Raw genomic sequence first — 17,628 nt, 5'->3', positions numbered from 1 at the left:
CGAGGGGATGAAGTGACCCCCTCCAGAGCTGCACTGTTCCGTGGAGAAAAATTTCCAAGAAGGTTAATAACCATTAACAAGCAGAAGAAAGCGATTTAAACTCATTCAGTACATCCAAACTATTCCTGACCTTATACTTACGACCTTTTATATCTTGAACAAGCAGTTTCTCCGGAAGTCTATATTCACCACTATCAAGCTCAACCACCAAATCCTGAACCGCCCCATTCTCGACAACAAATTTTTCAAAATACTCGGCCTCCTTGAGAATCTTGCTGGTATTTTCCATTGAGAAAAGATCTGCAAAATAAGACAACGGATCTTCTAAATCATTAATAGAAATAATTTCCCCTTGACTTTCTGGCTCTGAAATAATCTCAGAATACTCTCTACCTTCAACCACTTTTATCAAGTTTGTTATAACAACAGGCCTACGCCCCTGATTCAAAACCTTCAAAGCTATAAAAGGCGACCCAGGGGTATCGCGACTGAAAGAATGGAAGCGCATCTCCACCCATGAAACAACCCTTGCCCTATCATTATAAAAGGCAAAAAAAGATATAAAAAAACTAAGGGCCGAAACAACAAGAGCAAAAAAAGATAGATAAAACATAAGCACCTATTAAAAATGGGAGCGCCTTCTGGCACTCCCGTTACGAAAAATACACCTTGGTAACTTTACTTATTCCCACTCGATGGTAGCCGGCGGCTTGCTCGAGACGTCGTAGGTGACGCGGGAGACGCCACTGATCTCGTTGATGATGCGGTTGGAGACCGTCTCCAGCAGCTCGTAGGGCAGGTGGGCCCAGCGGGCGGTCATGAAGTCGATGGTCTCCACGGCGCGCAGGGCGATGACCCACTCGTAGCGGCGGGCATCGCCGACCACGCCGACGGACTTGACCGGCAGGAAGACCGCGAAGGCCTGGCTGGTCTTGTGGTACCAGTCGGCGCGGTGCAACTCCTCGATGAAGATGGCGTCGGCCTCGCGCAGGATGTCGGCGTACTCCTTCTTCACCTCACCGAGGATGCGCACGCCCAGGCCCGGCCCCGGGAAGGGGTGGCGGTAGACCATGTCGTAGGGCAGGCCGAGCTCGACGCCGAGCTTGCGCACCTCATCCTTGAACAGCTCGCGCAGCGGCTCGACCAGCTTGAGCTTCATGGTCTCGGGCAGGCCGCCCACGTTGTGGTGCGACTTGATCACGTGGGCCTTGCCGGTCTTGGCGGCGGCAGACTCGATCACATCCGGATAGATGGTGCCCTGGGCCAGGAAGTCCACGCCCTCGATCTTGGCGGCCTCGGCATCGAAGACATCGATGAAGGTGTTGCCGATGATCTTGCGCTTGGCCTCGGGGTCGGCCTCGCCCTTCAGCTTGTCGAGGAACAGGTCCTCGGCGTCCACGCGGATCACCTTCACGCCCATGTGGCGGGCGAAGGTCTCCATCACCTGGTCGCCCTCGGCCTTGCGCAGCAGGCCGTTGTCGACGAACACACAGGTCAGCTGGTCACCGATCGCCTTGTGCAGGAGTGCTGCCACCACCGAGGAGTCCACACCGCCGGAGAGGCCGAGCAGCACATGGCGGTCGCCCACCTGGTCGCGCACCCGGGCGATCTGGTCCTCGATGATCTGGGCCGGGGTCCAGTTGCACTCGGCCTGGCAGATATCGATCACGAAGTGCTCGAGGATGCGTTGGCCCTGCAGGGTATGGGTCACCTCGGGATGGAACTGCACGCCAAAGAAGCGCTTCTCCTCCCAGGCCATGGCGGCGATGGGGCAGCTCGGCGTGGAGGCGGTGACGGTGAACTCTGCGGGCACGCGGGAGACCTTGTCGCCGTGGCTCATCCAGACGTCGAGCAGGTTGCGGCCGGTCTCGTGGTCGATATGGTCCGAGATGTCGCGGAACAGCGCCGTCTCGGCGTCGAGGCGGATCTGGGCGTAGCCGAACTCGTGGACATGGGAGCCCTCCACGGCGCCGCCGAGCTGCTCGGCCATGGTCTGCATGCCATAACAGATGCCCAGCACCGGCAGGCCCATCTCGAACACGCACGCCGGGGCACGGGGCGAGTCGAGCTCGGTGACGGATTCCGGGCCGCCGGCGAGGATGATGCCATTGGGGGCGTACTCGCGGATCTCGGCCTCGCTGATGTCGAAGGCGCGAACCTCGGAGTAGACGCCGATCTCGCGCACCCGGCGGGCGATCAGCTGGGTGTACTGGGAGCCGAAGTCGAGGATCAGGATCTTGTGGGCGTGAATGTCGGTCATCTGGCCTTTCCTTTGAGAGGCGAACGGCCCGGAAACACGAAAGCTGGAAGCGGCGCGGCCACTTCCAGCTTCAAGCCTCCCGGCGTCAAGCGTGTATCAACCCGCGCGGTAGTTGGGGGCTTCCTTGGTGATCTGCACGTCGTGCACATGGGATTCGGCGAAGCCGGCACCGGTGATCTGCACGAACTGCGGCTTGGTGCGCATCTCCTGAACGTCGCGGCAGCCGGTGTAGCCCATGGAGGCACGCAGGCCGCCCATCAGCTGATGGACGATGGCGCCCATCATGCCCTTGTAGGGTACGCGGCCCTCGATGCCTTCCGGCACCAGCTTCTCGGCGCCCGCATCCTTGTCCTGGAAGTAGCGATCGGCGCTGCCCTGGGTCTGGGACATGGCACCCATGGAGCCCATGCCGCGGTAGGCCTTGTAGGTACGCCCCTGGTAGAGCTCGATCTCGCCGGGGGCCTCCTCGGTGCCGGCAAGCAGGCCGCCCACCATCACCGCACTGGCCCCGGCCGCCACGGCCTTGGCCAGGTCACCGGAGAAGCGGATGCCGCCATCGGCGATCAGCGGGATATCGTAGGCGGCGAGCGCCGCGGCCACGTTGGAGACGGCGGTGATCTGCGGCACGCCGACACCGGCGACGATGCGGGTGGTGCAGATGGAACCGGGGCCGATGCCCACCTTGACGGCGTCGGCGCCGGCCTCGGCCAGATCCTTCGCCGCCTCGGCGGTGGCGATGTTACCGCCGATCACCTGGACCTGCGGGAAGTGCTCCTTGGCCCAGCGCACCCGCTCGATCACGCCCTTGGAATGGCCATGGGCGGTATCGATCACCACCACGTCGACGCCGGCCTCGGCCAGGGCGGCGATGCGGTCCGGTGTCTCGGGGCCGGTGCCCACGGCGGCACCGACCAGCAGGCGGCCATCGGCGTCCTTGGCGGCATTGGGGAAGGTGCGGGCCTTCTCGATATCCTGAAAGGTGACCAGGCCACGCAGGCGGAAGGCGTCATCCACCACCAGCATCTTCTCGATGCGGTGCTCCTGCATCTTGCCCTTGATCACGGCGAGCTCGGTGCCGACCGGCACGGTGACCAGTTTCTCGGCGGGGGTCATGATGTCGGCCACGCTGTCGCCGTGGTTGGGCTGGAAGCGCATGTCACGTTCGGTGACGATGCCCACCAGGGTCTCGCCCTCCACCACCGGGAAACCCGAGAAGCCGTGCTCCTCGGCCATGGCCAGCAGATCCTCGAGCTTGGCCTTGGGGCTCACGGTGACCGGGTCCTTGACGATCACGCTCTCGTGCTTCTTGACCTTGCGCACCTCGGCCGCCTGGTGGGCGATGGTCATGCTCTTGTGGATGATGCCGATGCCCCCCTCCTGGGCCATGGCGATGGCCAGGCGGGCTTCGGTCACGGTATCCATGGCGGCGGAGACCAGCGGGATATTGAGGTAGAGGTCGCGGGTCAGTCGGGTCCGCAGGCTGACGTCCTTGGGCAGGACATCGGAGTAACCGGGCACGAGGAGGACGTCATCGAACGTCAGGGCTTCTTGGGCCATACGTAGCATATCGGCAACACCCAGTGAGCTGGTGGGAAGAAGGGGCAGGTGAAGTTAATCAACCATTATAACGGCCGAGGGCGGGTCACGTCACGGTCCAGCGAGACGTCATGCTACCCTGAACGCCTGATACCAACCGAGCCAACGCCATGCACCGCCCCGACGCCCCGCCACTCTCCGTCAGCGAGCTCAACCGCAGCGCCCGCCAGCTGCTGGAGGGGCGCTTCGGCGAGGTCTGGGTCGAGGGCGAACTCTCCGGGGTGTCACGACCGAGCTCCGGCCACGTCTACTTCACCCTCAAGGACGAGCAGGCCCAGCTGCGCGCCGCCCTGTTCCGCAACCGTGCGCGCTTCGTGGGCGCGCCCATGCGCGACGGCGACCGGGTCAAGGTCCGCGGGCGGCTGTCGATCTTCGAGCCCAGGGGCGACTACCAGCTGATCGCGGAAGCGGTACAGGCCACCGGCGTGGGCGAGCTGCTGGCGGCCTTCGAGCGGCTCAAGGCGCGGCTCTCCGCCGAGGGGGTGTTCGCCAACGCCCGCCCCCTGCCCTGCCCCCCGCGCCATCTGCTGGTGGTCACCTCGCCCAGCGGTGCGGCGATCCGTGATGTACTGGCGGTGCTCGCCGCCCGCTGGCCGATGGTCAACGTGACGCTGATCCCGGTGGCGGTGCAGGGGCGCGAGGCGGTGCCGGCGATGATCTCGGCGCTGGGTCTGCTCAATCGCCAGTCGAGCCTGGACCCGGGCCGGGATGCCATCCTGCTCACCCGGGGCGGGGGCAGCCTGGAGGACCTTTGGGCCTTCAACTACGAGCACCTGGCCCGGGCGATCTTCCACTCACGGCTGCCGGTGATGTCGGCGGTGGGCCACGAGGTGGACGTGACCCTCGCCGACTTCGCCGCCGACGCGCGGGCCCCCACGCCTTCCGCCGCCGCGGAGCGGCTGGTGCCGGATCGCCGCGAGCTCACCCAGCGTCTCGAGGCGCGGGAGTCTCGCCTGCAGCGAGCGGTTCAGGCACGCCTCGACGCCGAGGGCCAGCGCCTGGATCACCTGCGTGCGCGGCTGCGCCACCCCGGCGAGGGGCTCGAGCGTCAGCGCCAGGCCCTGGCCCAGCTCACCGGGCGCCTGACGCGTGCCATCCAGGCACGCCTGGCCGAGGCCCGGCGCCGCCAGAGCCAGCTGGAGCGCCGCCTGGCGGCACATCCTCCCGGCCGCCAGCTGACGCTGGCCGAACGTCGGCTCGAGGCGGCCAGGCAACGCCTGGCCACCGCCGCGCCGCGGGAGCTGGCGCGCCATCGCGAGCGCCTGGCCGGGGTGGCCCGGGAGCTGCAGGCGGTCAGCCCGCTGGCGGTGCTCGGCCGCGGCTACGCGATCCTCGAGGACGAGCAGGGACGCGTGGTGCGTCGCGCCGACGACACCGCCCCCGGCGACCGCCTGGCCGCCCGACTGGGCGAAGGGCGCCTGACGCTGGAGGTGCTCCGCTGCGACACCAAACCGCAGGCCAGGGAACAATCGAGCTGATAGTTTTAGGAATATAGTTATTCCAAAGAGAACTACCTAAGCTTAGTCACAAGAAGTCTTGACGCCATCGGCCAGATGCCGTTACGTCGAATATCCTCACGACGTCCCCGCCACGGGTGGGGGCTTATCACCACGCAACAGGGAGTACCACCATGTCTCTGCGCATCAATGATGTTGTACCGGATTTCGAAGCCGATACCAGCCAGGGCCCAATCCGTTTCCATGAGTGGATCGGCGACAGCTGGGCGATCCTGTTCTCCCACCCCAAGGACTTCACCCCGGTGTGCACCACGGAATTCGGCGCCGTCGCCAAGCTCGGCGAGGAGTGGAAGAAGCGCGGCACCAAGGTGATCGGCATTTCGGTGGATGGCGTCGAGGAGCACAAGGGCTGGATCAAGGACATCGCCAGCTTCGCCAGCTGTGACGTCGGCTTCCCGATCATCGCCGACGAGGACCTCAAGGTCGCCAAGCTGTTCGACATGCTGCCCGCCGATGCCTACCTCCCGGACGGCCGCACCCCCAATGACAGCGCCACTGTGCGCTCGGTGTTCATCATCGGTCCGGACAAGCAGCTCAAGCTCTCCATGACCTACCCGATGAACGTCGGTCGCAACTTCGCCGAGGTACTGCGCGCGCTGGATGCGCTGCAGACCGCCAACGGCGAAGGTGTGGCCACCCCGGCCGACTGGAACCTGGGCCAGGATGTGATCATCCCCACCAGCGTCTCCGACGAGGATGCCAAGGCGAAGTACGGCGAGTTCGAGACCGTCTTCCCCTACCTGCGTCGCGCCAAGCTGCCGCAGATGTAAGCGCTCTACCGCGCGTCGCCCCGGGCCCCCGCCAATCGGCGGGGGCCTTGCGTTGGAAGGGAGCTCAGCGCTCGGGCTTGAAGGTGGAGGGCTCCAGGTCGTGACGCCCCAGCAGCTTGTAGAAGTCGGTGCGGTTGCGTCCGGCGATGCGCGCCGCCTGGGTGACGTTGCCCTCGGTGAGCTTGAGCACCTTGATCAGGTAGCGGCGCTCGAAGGCCGCCCGGGCGTCGTTGAAGGTGGGCAGGGCCTGCTCCTCGGCGGCCAGGGCCTGGGCCACCAGCGCCTCGGGAATGATGGCGGTCCCGGTCAGCGCCACGCACTGCTCCACCACGTTGACCAGCTGGCGGACGTTGCCCGGCCAGGCACTGGCGGCGAGCAGCTTGAGGGCCTCCGGCGAGAAGCCTTTGACGAAGGGCTTGTGGCGCTCGGCGGCCTGGGCCACCAGGTGCTTGGCCAGCAGTGGCACATCCTCGGCGCGCTCATGGAGCGGGGGCAGGCGCAGGTTGACCACGTTGAGGCGGTAGTAGAGATCCTCGCGGAACTCCCCCTCGCTCATGGCGCGATCGAGGTCGCGATGGGTGGCGGAAATGACCCGCACATCCACCGGGACCTGGGTAGTGGAGCCCAATGGGCGGATCTGGCGTTCCTGCAGGGCGCGCAGCAACTTGACCTGCAGCGACAGCGGCATGTCACCGATCTCGTCCAGGAACAGGGTGCCACCATCGGCGGCCTGGAACAGGCCCTGATGCTCACTCACCGCCCCGGTGAAGGCGCCCTTGGCGTGTCCGAAGAGCTCACTCTCGAGCAGCTGTTCCGGCAGCGCACCGCAGTTGATCGCCACGAAGGGCTTGTCGGCTCGTCGGCTGGCGCGATGGATGGCCTTGGCCATCAGCTCCTTGCCGGAGCCGGAGGGGCCTGTCACCAGCACGCTGACGTCGGAAGCCGCCACCATGCGCGCCTGCTCCAGCAGCCGCTCCATCTCGGGGCTGTGGGTGATGATCCCGGCGCGCCAGGCCTCGTCACCCTCGGGGGTGACCCCCGGTGCCTGGGCCAGCGCCTGCTCAATGGCCTCGAACAGCTCATCGCGGTCCACCGGCTTGGTCAGGAAGCTGAACACCCCCTCGCGAGTGGCGGCGACGGCGTCGGGAATCGAGCCGTGGGCGGTGAGCAGGATCACCGGCAGTCCCGGCGCCTCGCGCTGTACCTCACGGAACAGCGCCAGGCCATCCATCTCGTCCATGCGCAGGTCGGTAAGCACCAGGTCGGGGCGATCGACCTCCAGCGAGCGTAGCGCCTCGCAGCCGCTCTCAGCGGTGGTCAGCCGGTAGCCGCGACTCTCCAGGCGCATGCCCAGCAGCTTGAGCAGGCTGACGTCATCATCCACCAGCAGGATATGCGCAGGTTGCCGACGACCGGCACTCCCGGCGGCCGCCATCCGTGTCGATTCAGCGCGGGCTTGCAGGGGGGGCAGGTTCTTCACGTCGGGTCCTCCATCACTCGTCGGCCTGCTGACGCAGGTTGATGCTGCGCTCGATGGCGGTCAGCGCCTCGAGCTTCTTCTCCAGGTCGGCATTTTCCTCTTCCAGCGCGGCGCGGCGCGCCTCGCTCTGTGCCTGAGCCGACTCTGCGGCATTCAGGCGGCCGGCCCTGGCACGACGGCCCTCGAGCTCGTTGAGCCAGTAGCGCAGCAGCGGCTGCAGAAGCACCGGCGCGGCGGCGAGATCAGCCTTGTAGAGCTCCGAGGCGCGCTCCCACTGGCTCGGGTTGCCCCAGGCGAGCGCCACGGCGCGGGCCAGGCGACGCTCTGTGGAATCCCCCTCGAGGCGCGTAAGCATCGCCTGGCGCCAGACACGATCACCGCGCTGGGACGCCAGCCCGAAGGCCACCCACTCCGGCAGCAGGCAGTCATCGTCGGCGAAGCTCGGCAGATCGGCATGGCAGCCGCTGGCCGAGGCGGCCGCCTCGGAGGTGGTGCGGCTGGAGGGCAGCTCGAAGGGGACCGGCGGCAGCAGCTCGCAACCGGCCAGCCACACGGCCAGCAGGCAGGCCAGCAGAGGGCGAAGGGTCATGGCATCAGCTCCTTGCATCCTGGCCTGCCATCCCGGCAGGCGTGCGGTTATGGTCATCACTGGGCAGGGCGGCCCGCGGCAGCGTGAGGCGAAAGCAGACGGCCAGGCGCGGGTCCTCCACCAGCGCCAGTTCCCCCTGTTGGAGGCGTGCACAGTCCGCCGCCACCGAAAGGCCGATGCCCGAGCCCTTGAGCGGCCCCTTGCGTCGGGTGCGCCCCTGGTAGAAGGCCTCGAACAGACGCGGACGGTCGACCTCGGCGATGGGCTCACCGCTGTTGGCCACCTCCAGCTCCAGGCTGCCGCGTCGCTGGCGAGCACGAATCTCCAGTTCGCCACCATCGGCACCGTAGGCGATGGCGTTGGACACCAGATTGTCGAGGATATGGCCAGTCGCAGTGCGGTCCAGCACCCACGTCACCGGGCCGTCGAAGCACTCGACCCGCATCCCCTTGTTGGACAGCGCCAGGCGGTGCTTGGCCAGCACCTCACGCACCAGGGTGGCAACGTCGAGCCGCTCGACCTCCACGCGCCGACTCTGCTGCAGCAGGTTGTAGTCGAGCAGCTGCTCAATCAGCCGCTGCAGCTCGCGGCCGCTGCCATCGATCAGCTCGAGGATCTCCAGCTGCTGGGGTGTCAGCTCTCCGACCACCCCGTCGGCGAGCAGCGCCGAGCCCTCACGCACGCTGGCCAGCGGGGTCTTGAGTTCGTGGGACATGTGACGCAGGAACTGCTGCTTCTCGGCCTCCAGCTCGGCAAGCCGCGAGGCGAGCCAGTCGAGGCGTTCATCCAGCTTGACCAGCTCCGCCGGCCCCTGCACCGGGCGCGGCGGCTCATCACGGGCACCGCTGCCGATCCGCAGGATGCGGCGCTCCAGCTGGTGCACCGGGCGAATGATCAGCCACGAGAACAGCAGCATCATCACCAGGCTGGCGGAAACCAGCGCACCGGTCTGCCACCACAGCCGGCCCTGGACGCCCTGGGCCCGCTCGCGGATCGCATCGATACGGGTATCGATGCGCCGATTGGTGGCCTGACGGATCGCCTCGGTGCGCTGAGCAAACACAGGGAACTCGGCGAGCTTCTCCTCGAGTGCCTCCAGAGGGAGCCCCGGCAGCGCCGCCAACTCGTCGAGCTGGCGCGCCTGTGCCGCCACGTCAGGGTCCTCGGGGAGCAGCTCACGCTGCAGCCCCAGCAGCTCGCGGTACTCCGCCAGGCGCTCGCTGTAGATCTCCAGCAGGCTCTCCTGCTCGAGTACCGCATACTGGCGGGCGCTGCGCTCCATCTCCAGCGCCAGGGCGCCCAGGGTCCGGGCGCGCCGAGTCTCTTCCACCGCCTGGCGGGCGCTGACGTCGGCCAGGCGGGAGAGCTCGGAGAGCGCCTGGGCGGCCTGGAACATCAACACGGCCAGCGGCAGCATCACCACCAGGAAGGCGATCAGCACCAGCTGCAACAGGGAGCGGGGGCGCCAGCGACGGGCGACTCGAGTGGTCATATCCAGCGTTCTTTGCAGGAGGCCGAGGGGCGGGACGGTGGATGGGGCTGCCATCATGTCGGACCTTCAGGATACCAGAGTTTGCTCGGGAGCCGTGCCCTTCGCCCGAGGCCGGGTGGGCGGCAAAAAAAAGGCCGGCAGGGCCGGCCCAAGTACGCAGGGAACTGAAGGGTCTGAAAGGATCACCGCTGGTGGCCTGATCCATCCAGCGCTCACCCTTCCAAACGGGCCGGGGAAGGCCCTCGAAGCCATGAGTCAGCCATCTGCCACCAGGGGCTGGCCTTCCTCATGCGGCCGATGCGCCAGGCGCATCGTCCTGCTTCGTGTCTGGCAGTGTCGTCAGACCTGGCCACTTCGGGTCGGGCCGTGACGCCACTGCGCGATTCGATCCCCCGCAAGGGGGAGAGGCATCCATGCCAGGGCATCCTTGCCCTTGGGGTACGCGTCCGTGACCGTGTCGGTACCCGTCTCATCGCAACCTAAGTCACACATCGCTAGGAGCAGACGCTGATCGCCGGGAGGCGAGGCACAGGGCAGTGTGGTTCCGCCCCCTGGACGATCGAAGCGGTTCGAGCCGTAATGAACCGCTTTCGTTGCTCACCAAGAGTATTGCGATCGCCGTGCCACAAAATGAAAAATCATTTATTTTCAGTTACTTGAAAAAATCGCTCATCTGGCACGATGGCAGGAGGAAGATAACGGAGGGATTTCGGGCGACAATCCGTCGCCAGTAGGCGACGGAAAGCGAGAGACTTTCGATAAACACTTTATTTTCAACAGCTTGGAGGGTCGCAATGCGGCGACAGCGGCGCCATGCATGGTGCCAAGCGGCGACACCCCGGCTCAGCCCAGCGACTTGACCAGCACCTTGGACTTGCGGGCGTGGTTATAGGTGTCCCGGCGCAGCGGCGGCAGCGCCTCGAGATCGGCCAGACGAAAGCCGTGCTCGAAGAACCAGTGCGTGGTGTGGGTGGTCAGGGCGAACAGCGCCGACAATCCCTGGCGCCGGGCGCGGCGCTCGAGCTCGGCGAGCAGCAGCTCACCCCGGGCACCGCCGCGGTAGTCGTCGTGAACCGCCACGCAGGCCAGCTCGCCCATCTCGGCTTCGTCGAAACGGTGCAGGGCCGCACAGCCGATGATCATGCCATCGCGCTCGATAACCACGTAGTCGTCAATCTGGTGCTCGAGACGCTCCCGGGAGCGCGGTACCAGCATGCCACGCCGCTCCAGGGGCTCGAGCAGTTCCAGCAGGCCGCCGATATCCGCCAGCTCCGCCGAACGCAGCTGCTCGTAGCGGTGCTGGGTGATCATGGTACCCACACCGTCGCGGGTGAAGAGCTCACCGAGCAGGGCATCGTGGTCATGCCATGAGAGCAGGTGGGTGCGTGCCACGCCATGGCGGGCCGCCTGGCAGGCGGCCTCCAGATGGCGCGCCAACTCGCTGCCGGGGACCGCCTGGGCCAGCAGCGGCCCCGCATCGGCGGGCGTCAGCTGGCGCTGCAGCTGGCCGCTGGCGTCGAACAGGCCGCTGGCCTCTCCGAGCAGGATCAGCTTGTCGGCTGACAGCGCCATGGCGGCGTGCTGGGCCACGTCGGAGGCATCAAGGTCGAACACCTCGCCGGTGCTGGAGAAGCCCAACGGCGGCAGCACCACCAACGCCCCCTTTTCCAGCAGCCCTTCGATCGCCTGGGTACGCACCCGGCGCACCTCCCCGCTGTGATCGAAATCGACCCCCTCACGAACTCCCAGCGGCTTGGCCATCACCAGGTTGCCGGAGACCGCAGTGAGCTCGACGCCATGCATGGGCGTGTTGGGCAGCCCCAGCGAGAAACGCGCCTCCAGCCACAGCCGCTGCTCGGCGGCAACACGCTCGATGCAAGCCATGACCTCACCTTCGGCGACCCAGCGCCCCTGGTGCTGTCCCGGCGTGATTCCCGCGGCCTCCAGCGCCTGTCGAACCTGAGGGCGGATGCCGAACACCACCACCAGCCGCACCCCCAGGGTATGCAGCAGCGCCAGATCCTGCACCAGCTGCTCGCCGCGACCGCGCGCCATCGCCTCGCCCTCGATCAGGATGACGAAGGTTCGTCCGCGATGGGCGTTGATGTAGGGCGAGGAGTTGCGAAACCAGTCGACGAAGGGGAAGCGTGTATCCAAGGGCCGCTCTCCGGCAGCGGGTGAACGATAGCAGCTGGGGAGCCACGACTATAGCAGAGCGATGAAAACGGCGGCAGCGGCCAAGCGGCAGCGTGGCACCGGCCGCGACAAATGGAAACCCCGAGGCCTCGGCCTTCGGGGTTTCCTGTCGCTCGGTGCTTGCCGCTCGACGCTTAGCCGAACATGCCCTTGAAGGTGAAGAAGAACAGGATCGCCAGGCCCGCACCGGCGGGTAGGGTGATCAGCCATGACATGGCGATGGTGCCGATCACGCGCAGGTTCAGCGCCGCCATGCCGCGGGCCAGGCCCACGCCCAGCACGGCCCCCACCAGGGTGTGGGTGGTGGAGATCGGCAGGCCCGTGCCCGAGGCCAGCACCACGGTGACCGCGGCGGCCAGGGTGGCGGCGAAGCCACGACTGGGCGTCAGCTCGGTGATGCCGGTCCCCACGGTGGCGATCACCTTTCGACCGTAGGTGACCAGGCCGACGACGATGCCGCCGCCGCCCAGCACCAGCACCCACCAGGGCACCAGGGCCGCGGCCTCGATCTCACCGCCGGTCTGCACCACGCTGATCACCGCCGCCAGCGGGCCCACGGCGTTGGCCACGTCGTTGGAGCCGTGGGCGAAGGCCATGGCGCAGGCGGTGAAGATCATCAGTACGCCGAACACCCGCTCGACCCCGCTGAAGCCGAACTGATCGGTCTTGCGGCTGCTGGCCTGCACCCGCCGCTCCATGAAACCGCCGAGTGCCGAGACAAGCAGGCCGGCGAGGATCGAAAGCAGCAGGCTGGCGCCGAAGCCGAGGTCCAGGCCGACGTGCTTGAGGCCCTTGGTCAGGGTCACCATGGTCACCGCGAAGCCGACCAGGAAGACGTACATGGGCACATAGCGCTTGGCCGCGGCGAAGGGGTCATTGGCCTCGAAGATAAGGTGCTGTACCGACTTGAACAGGGTGAAGGCGATGGTACCGGCGAGCAGTGGTGAGACAATCCAGCTGGCGGCGATCTGGCCAACCGCCCCCCAGTCCACGGCAGAGGCACCAAGGCCGGCTACCGAGAAGCCGACGATGGCGCCGACGATGGAGTGGGTGGTGGAGACCGGCCAGCCCTTCATGGAGGCGATCAGCAGCCAGGTAGCGGCCGCCAGCAGCGCCGCCAGCATGCCGTAGACCAGCAGCTGCGGGTCTTCCTGGAGCATCTCGGGGTCGATGATCCCCTTGCGAATGGTGTTGGTGACCTCACCACCGGCCAGCCAGGCGCCGAGGAACTCGAAGATCACGGCGATGATGATCGCCTGCTTGATGGTGATGGCGCGAGAGCCTACCGAGGTGCCCATGGCGTTGGCGACGTCGTTGGCACCTACACCCCAGGCCATGAAGAAGCCGAAGAGGCAGGCCAGGATGATGAAGATCTCGCCGTGCTGCGCAATGATCGACATGAGGATGTGTCCCCTCGTTGCGGTCGTTGGATGGCGTGCTGGTGGCGGCTCCGGGATCACCGGGGCCGTGGAATTCAGTTGGCCGTCATGATCTGCAGGCGGCTACCGACGCGCTCGGCGCGGTCGGAAAGCTCACCCACCCAGTCGATGATCTTGTAGAGGAACATCACGTCTACCGGGGGCATGCGATCCTCGAGGCCGAACAGCTGGCGGCGGATGGCAATCTGCTGGTCGTCGGCCTGCTGCTCCAGTCGATGCAGCTCGCGGATCAGCTTCTGCATCACGTCGCTGACGTTGCGGCCGAAACCGGACTCGAGCAAATCCTTGAGCTCCTCCAGTGCGTGGCGCGCCTGGGCCACGCAGGCCACCGCGGTGCGCATGTAGTCACGCATCGGCTGAGCCAGCTCCTCGGGCACCTGCATGCGCCGGCCGAGCATGATGCCGGTGATGTCGCGGACCTTGTTGGCGATCTTGTCCTGTACGCTGATCAGATCGAGCAGGTCGGAGCGTGATACCGGCAGGAACATGGTATTGGGGAGGTTGAGGCGCAGTTCGGTCTTGAGCTCATCGGCCTCATGCTCGAGGCGCGTGACCGACTCGCGGTGGATCGCCGCCGCATCCCAGTCGCCCACCAGGGTCGCCTCGAAGAACGGCAGCAGCTGGTCGGCACACTCGCTCGTCTTGACGATATGGGTCAGCAACGGCTGGAATGGCGAGCGACCGAACATCGCGGAGAAGGGATTGGATGTCACCATAGGGCATCTCGAAACCTGGAAAATGGCGGCGACAGTATAGTGACCCCTGCTGCTATCGTCATGAAATATTCACTCAAACGTCATCTGATCGAGGCCGCCGCCACATGAGTCAAGAGATCGAACTGAAGCTTGCCCTGGGTCCCGAAGGCCCCGACGCCCTGCGCCATCACCCCCTGCTCGCAGACATCACACCCGGCGTCGCCTTCCTCGGCAACACCTACTTCGACACCCCCGCGGGTGAGCTGGAAGCGGCGCGCATGGCACTGCGCCTGCGCCGGCTCGATGACCGTCTGCTGCAGACGGTGAAAACCCGTGGTGAAGGCGGTGGTGGCCTGTCGCGGCGCGGCGAGTGGGAGTGGCAGGTCCCGGGGCCGGGGCTGGACCTGGCCGGCCTGGCAGGGCTGCCGCCGGCCGCGTTGGGCCGGGACGTGCTGGAACGCCTGGAGGCGCGCTTTACCACGGACTTTCGTCGCGAGACCTGGCAGCTGGAGCACCGCGGGGCAAGGATCGAGTTGGCGCTGGACGAGGGCGAGATCATCGCAGGGGATCGCCGCGTGGCGATCCGCGAGCTGGAGCTGGAGCTCAAGGCGGGGGAGCCCGCCGCCCTGTGGTCGCTGGCCGAGGCGCTGGCCGCGCGCGTGGCACTGCACCCCTCGGACACCAGCAAGGCGGCTCGCGGCGGCGCCCTGCTCGCGAGCGAGTGGCGCCTGCCCGAGGGGGGCTCGCCACAGGCCTGGTTGCACCGCGCCGTGGTGGCACTTGACGCCCACGCCGACAGCGGTCGCGCCGAGTGCCACGCGGCGGCCCGAGAAGCCTTCCGGCGACTCGCCGCGCAGGGCGACACTGTTACGCGCGAGGCGGCAGGTGCACTCGCCGACGCCCTGGTCGATGATAGGTGGCTGACGCCTGCCCTCGGACGCTGCCTGCTGGAGTTGTCGCACCATTTGTCGGGCCGAGAGCCCCTGGCCTGACCCCACCTACAAGGACGCCGCCCGTGAACCACCTGCCCAGACCCGCCGGCGAAGGCCTGCGTACCCGGGTCTTCCAGATCATCTTCGAGTCCGATACCCCGCTGGCCAAGGGCTTCGATATCGCCCTGATCGTGGCGATACTCGCCAGCGTGCTGGTGGTGATGCTGGAGAGCATCGAGAGCCTGCGGGCCGACTACGGCACGCTGTTCTTCTGGCTGGAGTGGGGGTTCACCATCGCCTTCACCCTGGAACTGGCGGCACGCCTCTACTGCCTGGAGCGGCCTCTTCAGTACCTCAAGAGCTTCTACGGCATGGTGGACCTGATCGCCATCCTGCCCACCTGGCTGGCGCTGCTTCTGCCCGGGGCCCAGACCCTGGTGATGGTGCGTCTGCTGCGCACCCTGCGCATCTTCCGGGTACTGCGGCTGATGGAATTCGTCGGCGAAGGCCGGCTGCTGATCGGGGCCCTGAAGCGCAGCAGCCACCAGATCTTCCTGTTCCTGTTCACCGTCTTCATGCTGGTCTCGATCTTCGCCTCGATCGTCTACCTGATCGAGCCCGCCGAGGCCGGATTCACCAGCATCCCCACGGCGATCTACTGGGCCATCGTCACCCTGACCACGGTGGGCTTCGGCGACATCGTGCCGGTGACCCCGCTGGGTCAGGCGATCTCGGTGATGGTGATGCTGATCGGTTACTCCATCATCGCCGTGCCCACCGGGGTCTTCTCCGCCGAAGTGATTCGCTCGATCCGCGCCGACCGCTACTCCGACGAGGCCTGCCCCGGCTGCGGCCACGACCGCCACGAGCAGCGCGCCAAGTACTGCCTGCTGTGCGGCACCTGGCTGGATGAGGACAGCCCCGACCCGCAGCTCTCCGAGGAGGAGCAGGAGGCCTGGTGGGAGGAACATGGCGGCAAGGGCAACGACGCCTGACCGCCACGGGGGAGAGACTTACTCGCGGAAGGGTTCGACGTCGCCGCGCCCCTCGCGCAGGATCACCGGCGGCAGGTCACGCAGGTCCACCACACTGGTGGGCTCCAGGTGGCAGGCGCCGCCGTCGATGATCAGGTCGAGGTGGGCACCGAAGCGGTCGCGGATCTCCTCGGCATCGGTCATCGGCAACTCTTCGCCCACCGGGATCAGGGTCACGCTCATCAGCGGCTCGCCGAGGGCCGCCAGCAGGGCGTGGGTGATGGCGTGGTCAGGCACGCGCACGCCGATGGAGCGCCGCTTGGGGTGCAGCAGCAGGCGTGGCACCTCGGTGGTGGCGTTGAGGATGAAGGTGTAGGCGCCGGGGGTGTGGGCCTTGAGCAGGCGGAACACGGCGTTGTCGACCTTGGCATAGGTGCCGATCTCGGAGAGGTCGGAGCACACCAGGGTGAAGTTGTGCTTGTCGTCCAGGGAGCGCAGCCACTTGATCTTGTCGATGGCCTTCTTCTCGCCCAGGTGGCAGCCCAGGGCATAGCCGGAGTCGGTGGGATAGGCCACCACGCCGCCCGCACGGATGATCCCGATCGCCTGGTCGATCAGGCGCTTCTGGGGGTTCTCGGGGTGGATCTGGAAGAACTGGCTCATGTGGTCACGCTCCTGAATTGAGTCGCGGCGCCAGCCGCGGATGGGTCCATACCGGTAGCGTAGCGGTGCGCGGCACCGGGCTCATGCTGCCCGGCGCCAGGTGGCCGCCGGGAAAGTGGAAGTCGCTGCCCTGGGAGGCGTAGAGGTCGCGCTCCTGCAGCTGGCGCGCCAGGTCGCGGGTCACGTCGGGGTTCTGGAAGCCGCTGACCAGCTCGGCCGCCTGGCCGCCGGCGGCGACGAAGTCGTCGAGCAGCAGGCCGCGCTTGCGCCGCGTCAGGGAGTAGCGCAGCGGATGGGCCAGCACGGCCACGCCGCCGGCATCGACAATCCAGCCCACCGCCTCGGCGAGACCCGGCCACAGCGCCTTGACGTCGCCTGGCTTGCCGTTTCCCAGGTGCTTCCTGAAGGCGGTCGCCACATCGGGGACCAGCCCCGCCGCGACCAGCGCCCGGGCAAAGTCGGGGCGCCCCAGGGGACGCTCGCTGCCGGCCTGCTCCCGGGCTTTGGCCAGGGCATCGGCGAGACCGACCTTCTCCATGCGTGAGGCGATGGTCCCCGCGCGCTTCTCGCGTGCCACGGCCTGGGCCGCCAGTCCCTCGACCAGCGGGCCCCGGGCGCCGTCGGGCAACAATCCCACCACATGGATGCCGATGCCGCGCCACTGGGTGGAGAGCTCGCAGCCGGCGATCAGTACAAGCCCCTTCTCCTCGGCGGCCGCGGCGGCCTCGGCCACGCCGGCGACGGTGTCATGGTCGGTCAGCGCCATATGGGTCAGGCCCCGCGCGGCACACAACGCCACCACCTCGGCGGGCGGCAGGGCGCCATCCGAGGCGGTGGAGTGCATGTGCAGATCGATGCGGAGAGGCTCGGGATCACCCTCGAAGCGAACGGGAAGTGGAGGCATTGGCATGACGCCGACCGGCGACTTTGTCAGAATGGCCTACCATGGTGCGCGCCTGGCCAATGCCGGTCAATCCAGTGCAGGTCAATGACGCCCGCCCCTCGGCAATGCCGCCCCCACAGAA

15 protein-coding genes are annotated in these 17,628 nt (G+C 66.7%); 4 read left to right on the top strand and 11 right to left on the bottom strand.

Going from position 1 to position 17,628, the window contains the following annotated elements; all coding sequences use genetic code 11:
- Positions 1–73: 73 nt before the first annotated feature.
- The 3 genes from GRB96_RS05475 to guaB all read right to left on the bottom strand — a co-directional run bounded on the left by GRB96_RS05475 (position 74) and on the right by guaB (position 3,826).
- Positions 74–514 (bottom strand): hypothetical protein, encoded by a 441-nt coding sequence (locus GRB96_RS05475; RefSeq protein WP_161431193.1) that lies wholly within the window; start codon positions 512–514, stop codon positions 74–76.
- A 168-nt stretch (positions 515–682) separates the two neighbouring features.
- On the bottom strand, positions 683–2,260 hold the full coding sequence (gene guaA, locus GRB96_RS05470; RefSeq protein ID WP_161431191.1) for a glutamine-hydrolyzing GMP synthase: 1,578 nt from the start codon (positions 2,258–2,260) through the stop codon (positions 683–685).
- Between the two features lie 96 nt (positions 2,261–2,356).
- A complete protein-coding gene (gene guaB / locus GRB96_RS05465; protein WP_161431189.1) occupies positions 2,357–3,826 on the bottom strand; it encodes an IMP dehydrogenase in 1,470 nt (489 codons plus the stop codon).
- Positions 3,827–3,966: 140 nt separating this feature from the next.
- On the opposite strand from guaB, the gene xseA reads away from it, so the two are divergent.
- Together xseA and GRB96_RS05455 are read left to right on the top strand one after the other, a co-directional pair.
- Entirely contained in the window at positions 3,967–5,334 is a 1,368-nt protein-coding gene (xseA, locus tag GRB96_RS05460) for an exodeoxyribonuclease VII large subunit (RefSeq protein WP_161431187.1), read from the top strand.
- A gap of 152 nt (positions 5,335–5,486) precedes the next feature.
- A complete protein-coding gene (locus GRB96_RS05455; RefSeq protein WP_161431186.1) occupies positions 5,487–6,143 on the top strand; it encodes a peroxiredoxin in 657 nt (218 codons plus the stop codon).
- A gap of 64 nt (positions 6,144–6,207) precedes the next feature.
- Here GRB96_RS05455 and glrR read toward each other — a convergent pair whose 3' ends face one another.
- The 6 genes from glrR to GRB96_RS05425 all read right to left on the bottom strand — a co-directional run bounded on the left by glrR (position 6,208) and on the right by GRB96_RS05425 (position 14,055).
- Positions 6,208–7,578, bottom strand: a complete 1,371-nt coding sequence (gene glrR, locus GRB96_RS05450; protein ID WP_161433017.1) for a two-component system response regulator GlrR — start codon at positions 7,576–7,578, stop codon at positions 6,208–6,210.
- Positions 7,579–7,636: 58 nt separating this feature from the next.
- Positions 7,637–8,212 (bottom strand): hypothetical protein, encoded by a 576-nt coding sequence (locus GRB96_RS05445; RefSeq protein WP_161431184.1) that lies wholly within the window; start codon positions 8,210–8,212, stop codon positions 7,637–7,639.
- A 4-nt stretch (positions 8,213–8,216) separates the two neighbouring features.
- Positions 8,217–9,704 carry a sensor histidine kinase gene (locus GRB96_RS05440; protein ID WP_161431182.1) on the bottom strand — a complete coding sequence of 496 codons (1,488 nt, stop codon included), beginning with the start codon at positions 9,702–9,704 and terminating at the stop codon, positions 8,217–8,219.
- A gap of 843 nt (positions 9,705–10,547) precedes the next feature.
- Complete coding sequence (argA, locus tag GRB96_RS05435; protein WP_161431180.1) at positions 10,548–11,861, bottom strand: amino-acid N-acetyltransferase; 1,314 nt, start codon at positions 11,859–11,861, stop codon at positions 10,548–10,550.
- A gap of 173 nt (positions 11,862–12,034) precedes the next feature.
- Positions 12,035–13,300, bottom strand: a complete 1,266-nt coding sequence (locus tag GRB96_RS05430) for an inorganic phosphate transporter (RefSeq protein WP_161431178.1) — start codon at positions 13,298–13,300, stop codon at positions 12,035–12,037.
- A gap of 74 nt (positions 13,301–13,374) precedes the next feature.
- Positions 13,375–14,055: a TIGR00153 family protein gene (locus GRB96_RS05425; RefSeq protein WP_161431176.1), complete on the bottom strand. Its 681-nt coding sequence runs from the start codon at positions 14,053–14,055 to the stop codon at positions 13,375–13,377.
- 104 nt (positions 14,056–14,159) lie between these two features.
- Here GRB96_RS05425 and GRB96_RS05420 point away from each other — a divergent pair, with 104 nt between their 5' ends.
- Together GRB96_RS05420 and GRB96_RS05415 are read left to right on the top strand one after the other, a co-directional pair.
- Positions 14,160–15,026, top strand: a complete 867-nt coding sequence (locus tag GRB96_RS05420; RefSeq protein ID WP_161431174.1) for a CYTH domain-containing protein — start codon at positions 14,160–14,162, stop codon at positions 15,024–15,026.
- 23 nt (positions 15,027–15,049) lie between these two features.
- Complete coding sequence (locus tag GRB96_RS05415; RefSeq protein ID WP_161431172.1) at positions 15,050–15,961, top strand: ion transporter; 912 nt, start codon at positions 15,050–15,052, stop codon at positions 15,959–15,961.
- Positions 15,962–15,979: 18 nt separating this feature from the next.
- Here the strand turns inward: GRB96_RS05415 and GRB96_RS05410 are convergent, their stop codons facing one another.
- Complete coding sequence (locus tag GRB96_RS05410) at positions 15,980–16,603, bottom strand: L-threonylcarbamoyladenylate synthase (RefSeq protein WP_161431170.1); 624 nt, start codon at positions 16,601–16,603, stop codon at positions 15,980–15,982.
- Positions 16,604–16,607: 4 nt separating this feature from the next.
- Positions 16,608–17,513, bottom strand: coding sequence for a PHP domain-containing protein (locus GRB96_RS05405; RefSeq protein ID WP_161431168.1), 906 nt, complete (start codon positions 17,511–17,513; stop codon positions 16,608–16,610).
- Positions 17,514–17,628: the final 115 nt, after the last annotated feature.

The sequence above is a fragment of the Halomonas alimentaria genome, from assembly GCF_009902005.1.
Classification (GTDB): Bacteria; Pseudomonadota; Gammaproteobacteria; order Pseudomonadales; family Halomonadaceae; genus Halomonas; species Halomonas alimentaria.
The sequence above is the reverse complement of the archived record's forward strand: the minus strand, read 5'-3'. Positions and strand labels throughout refer to the sequence as shown.

What these genes read in the sequence shown, in the direction of transcription:
- xseA (WP_161431187.1), top strand. Translation starts at nt 3,967, where the DNA reads ATGCACCGCCCCGACGCCCCGCCACTCTCCGTCAGCGAGCTCAACCGC.
- GRB96_RS05440 (WP_161431182.1), bottom strand. Translation starts at nt 9,704, where the DNA reads ATGACCACTCGAGTCGCCCGTCGCTGGCGCCCCCGCTCCCTGTTGCAG.
- glrR (WP_161433017.1), bottom strand. Translation starts at nt 7,578, where the DNA reads ATGGCGGCCGCCGGGAGTGCCGGTCGTCGGCAACCTGCGCATATCCTG.
- GRB96_RS05425 (WP_161431176.1), bottom strand. Translation starts at nt 14,055, where the DNA reads ATGGTGACATCCAATCCCTTCTCCGCGATGTTCGGTCGCTCGCCATTC.
- GRB96_RS05445 (WP_161431184.1), bottom strand. Translation starts at nt 8,212, where the DNA reads ATGACCCTTCGCCCTCTGCTGGCCTGCCTGCTGGCCGTGTGGCTGGCC.
- GRB96_RS05405 (WP_161431168.1), bottom strand. Translation starts at nt 17,513, where the DNA reads ATGCCAATGCCTCCACTTCCCGTTCGCTTCGAGGGTGATCCCGAGCCT.
- guaA (WP_161431191.1), bottom strand. Translation starts at nt 2,260, where the DNA reads ATGACCGACATTCACGCCCACAAGATCCTGATCCTCGACTTCGGCTCC.
- GRB96_RS05430 (WP_161431178.1), bottom strand. Translation starts at nt 13,300, where the DNA reads ATGTCGATCATTGCGCAGCACGGCGAGATCTTCATCATCCTGGCCTGC.
- guaB (WP_161431189.1), bottom strand. Translation starts at nt 3,826, where the DNA reads ATGCTACGTATGGCCCAAGAAGCCCTGACGTTCGATGACGTCCTCCTC.
- GRB96_RS05420 (WP_161431174.1), top strand. Translation starts at nt 14,160, where the DNA reads ATGAGTCAAGAGATCGAACTGAAGCTTGCCCTGGGTCCCGAAGGCCCC.
- GRB96_RS05455 (WP_161431186.1), top strand. Translation starts at nt 5,487, where the DNA reads ATGTCTCTGCGCATCAATGATGTTGTACCGGATTTCGAAGCCGATACC.
- GRB96_RS05410 (WP_161431170.1), bottom strand. Translation starts at nt 16,603, where the DNA reads ATGAGCCAGTTCTTCCAGATCCACCCCGAGAACCCCCAGAAGCGCCTG.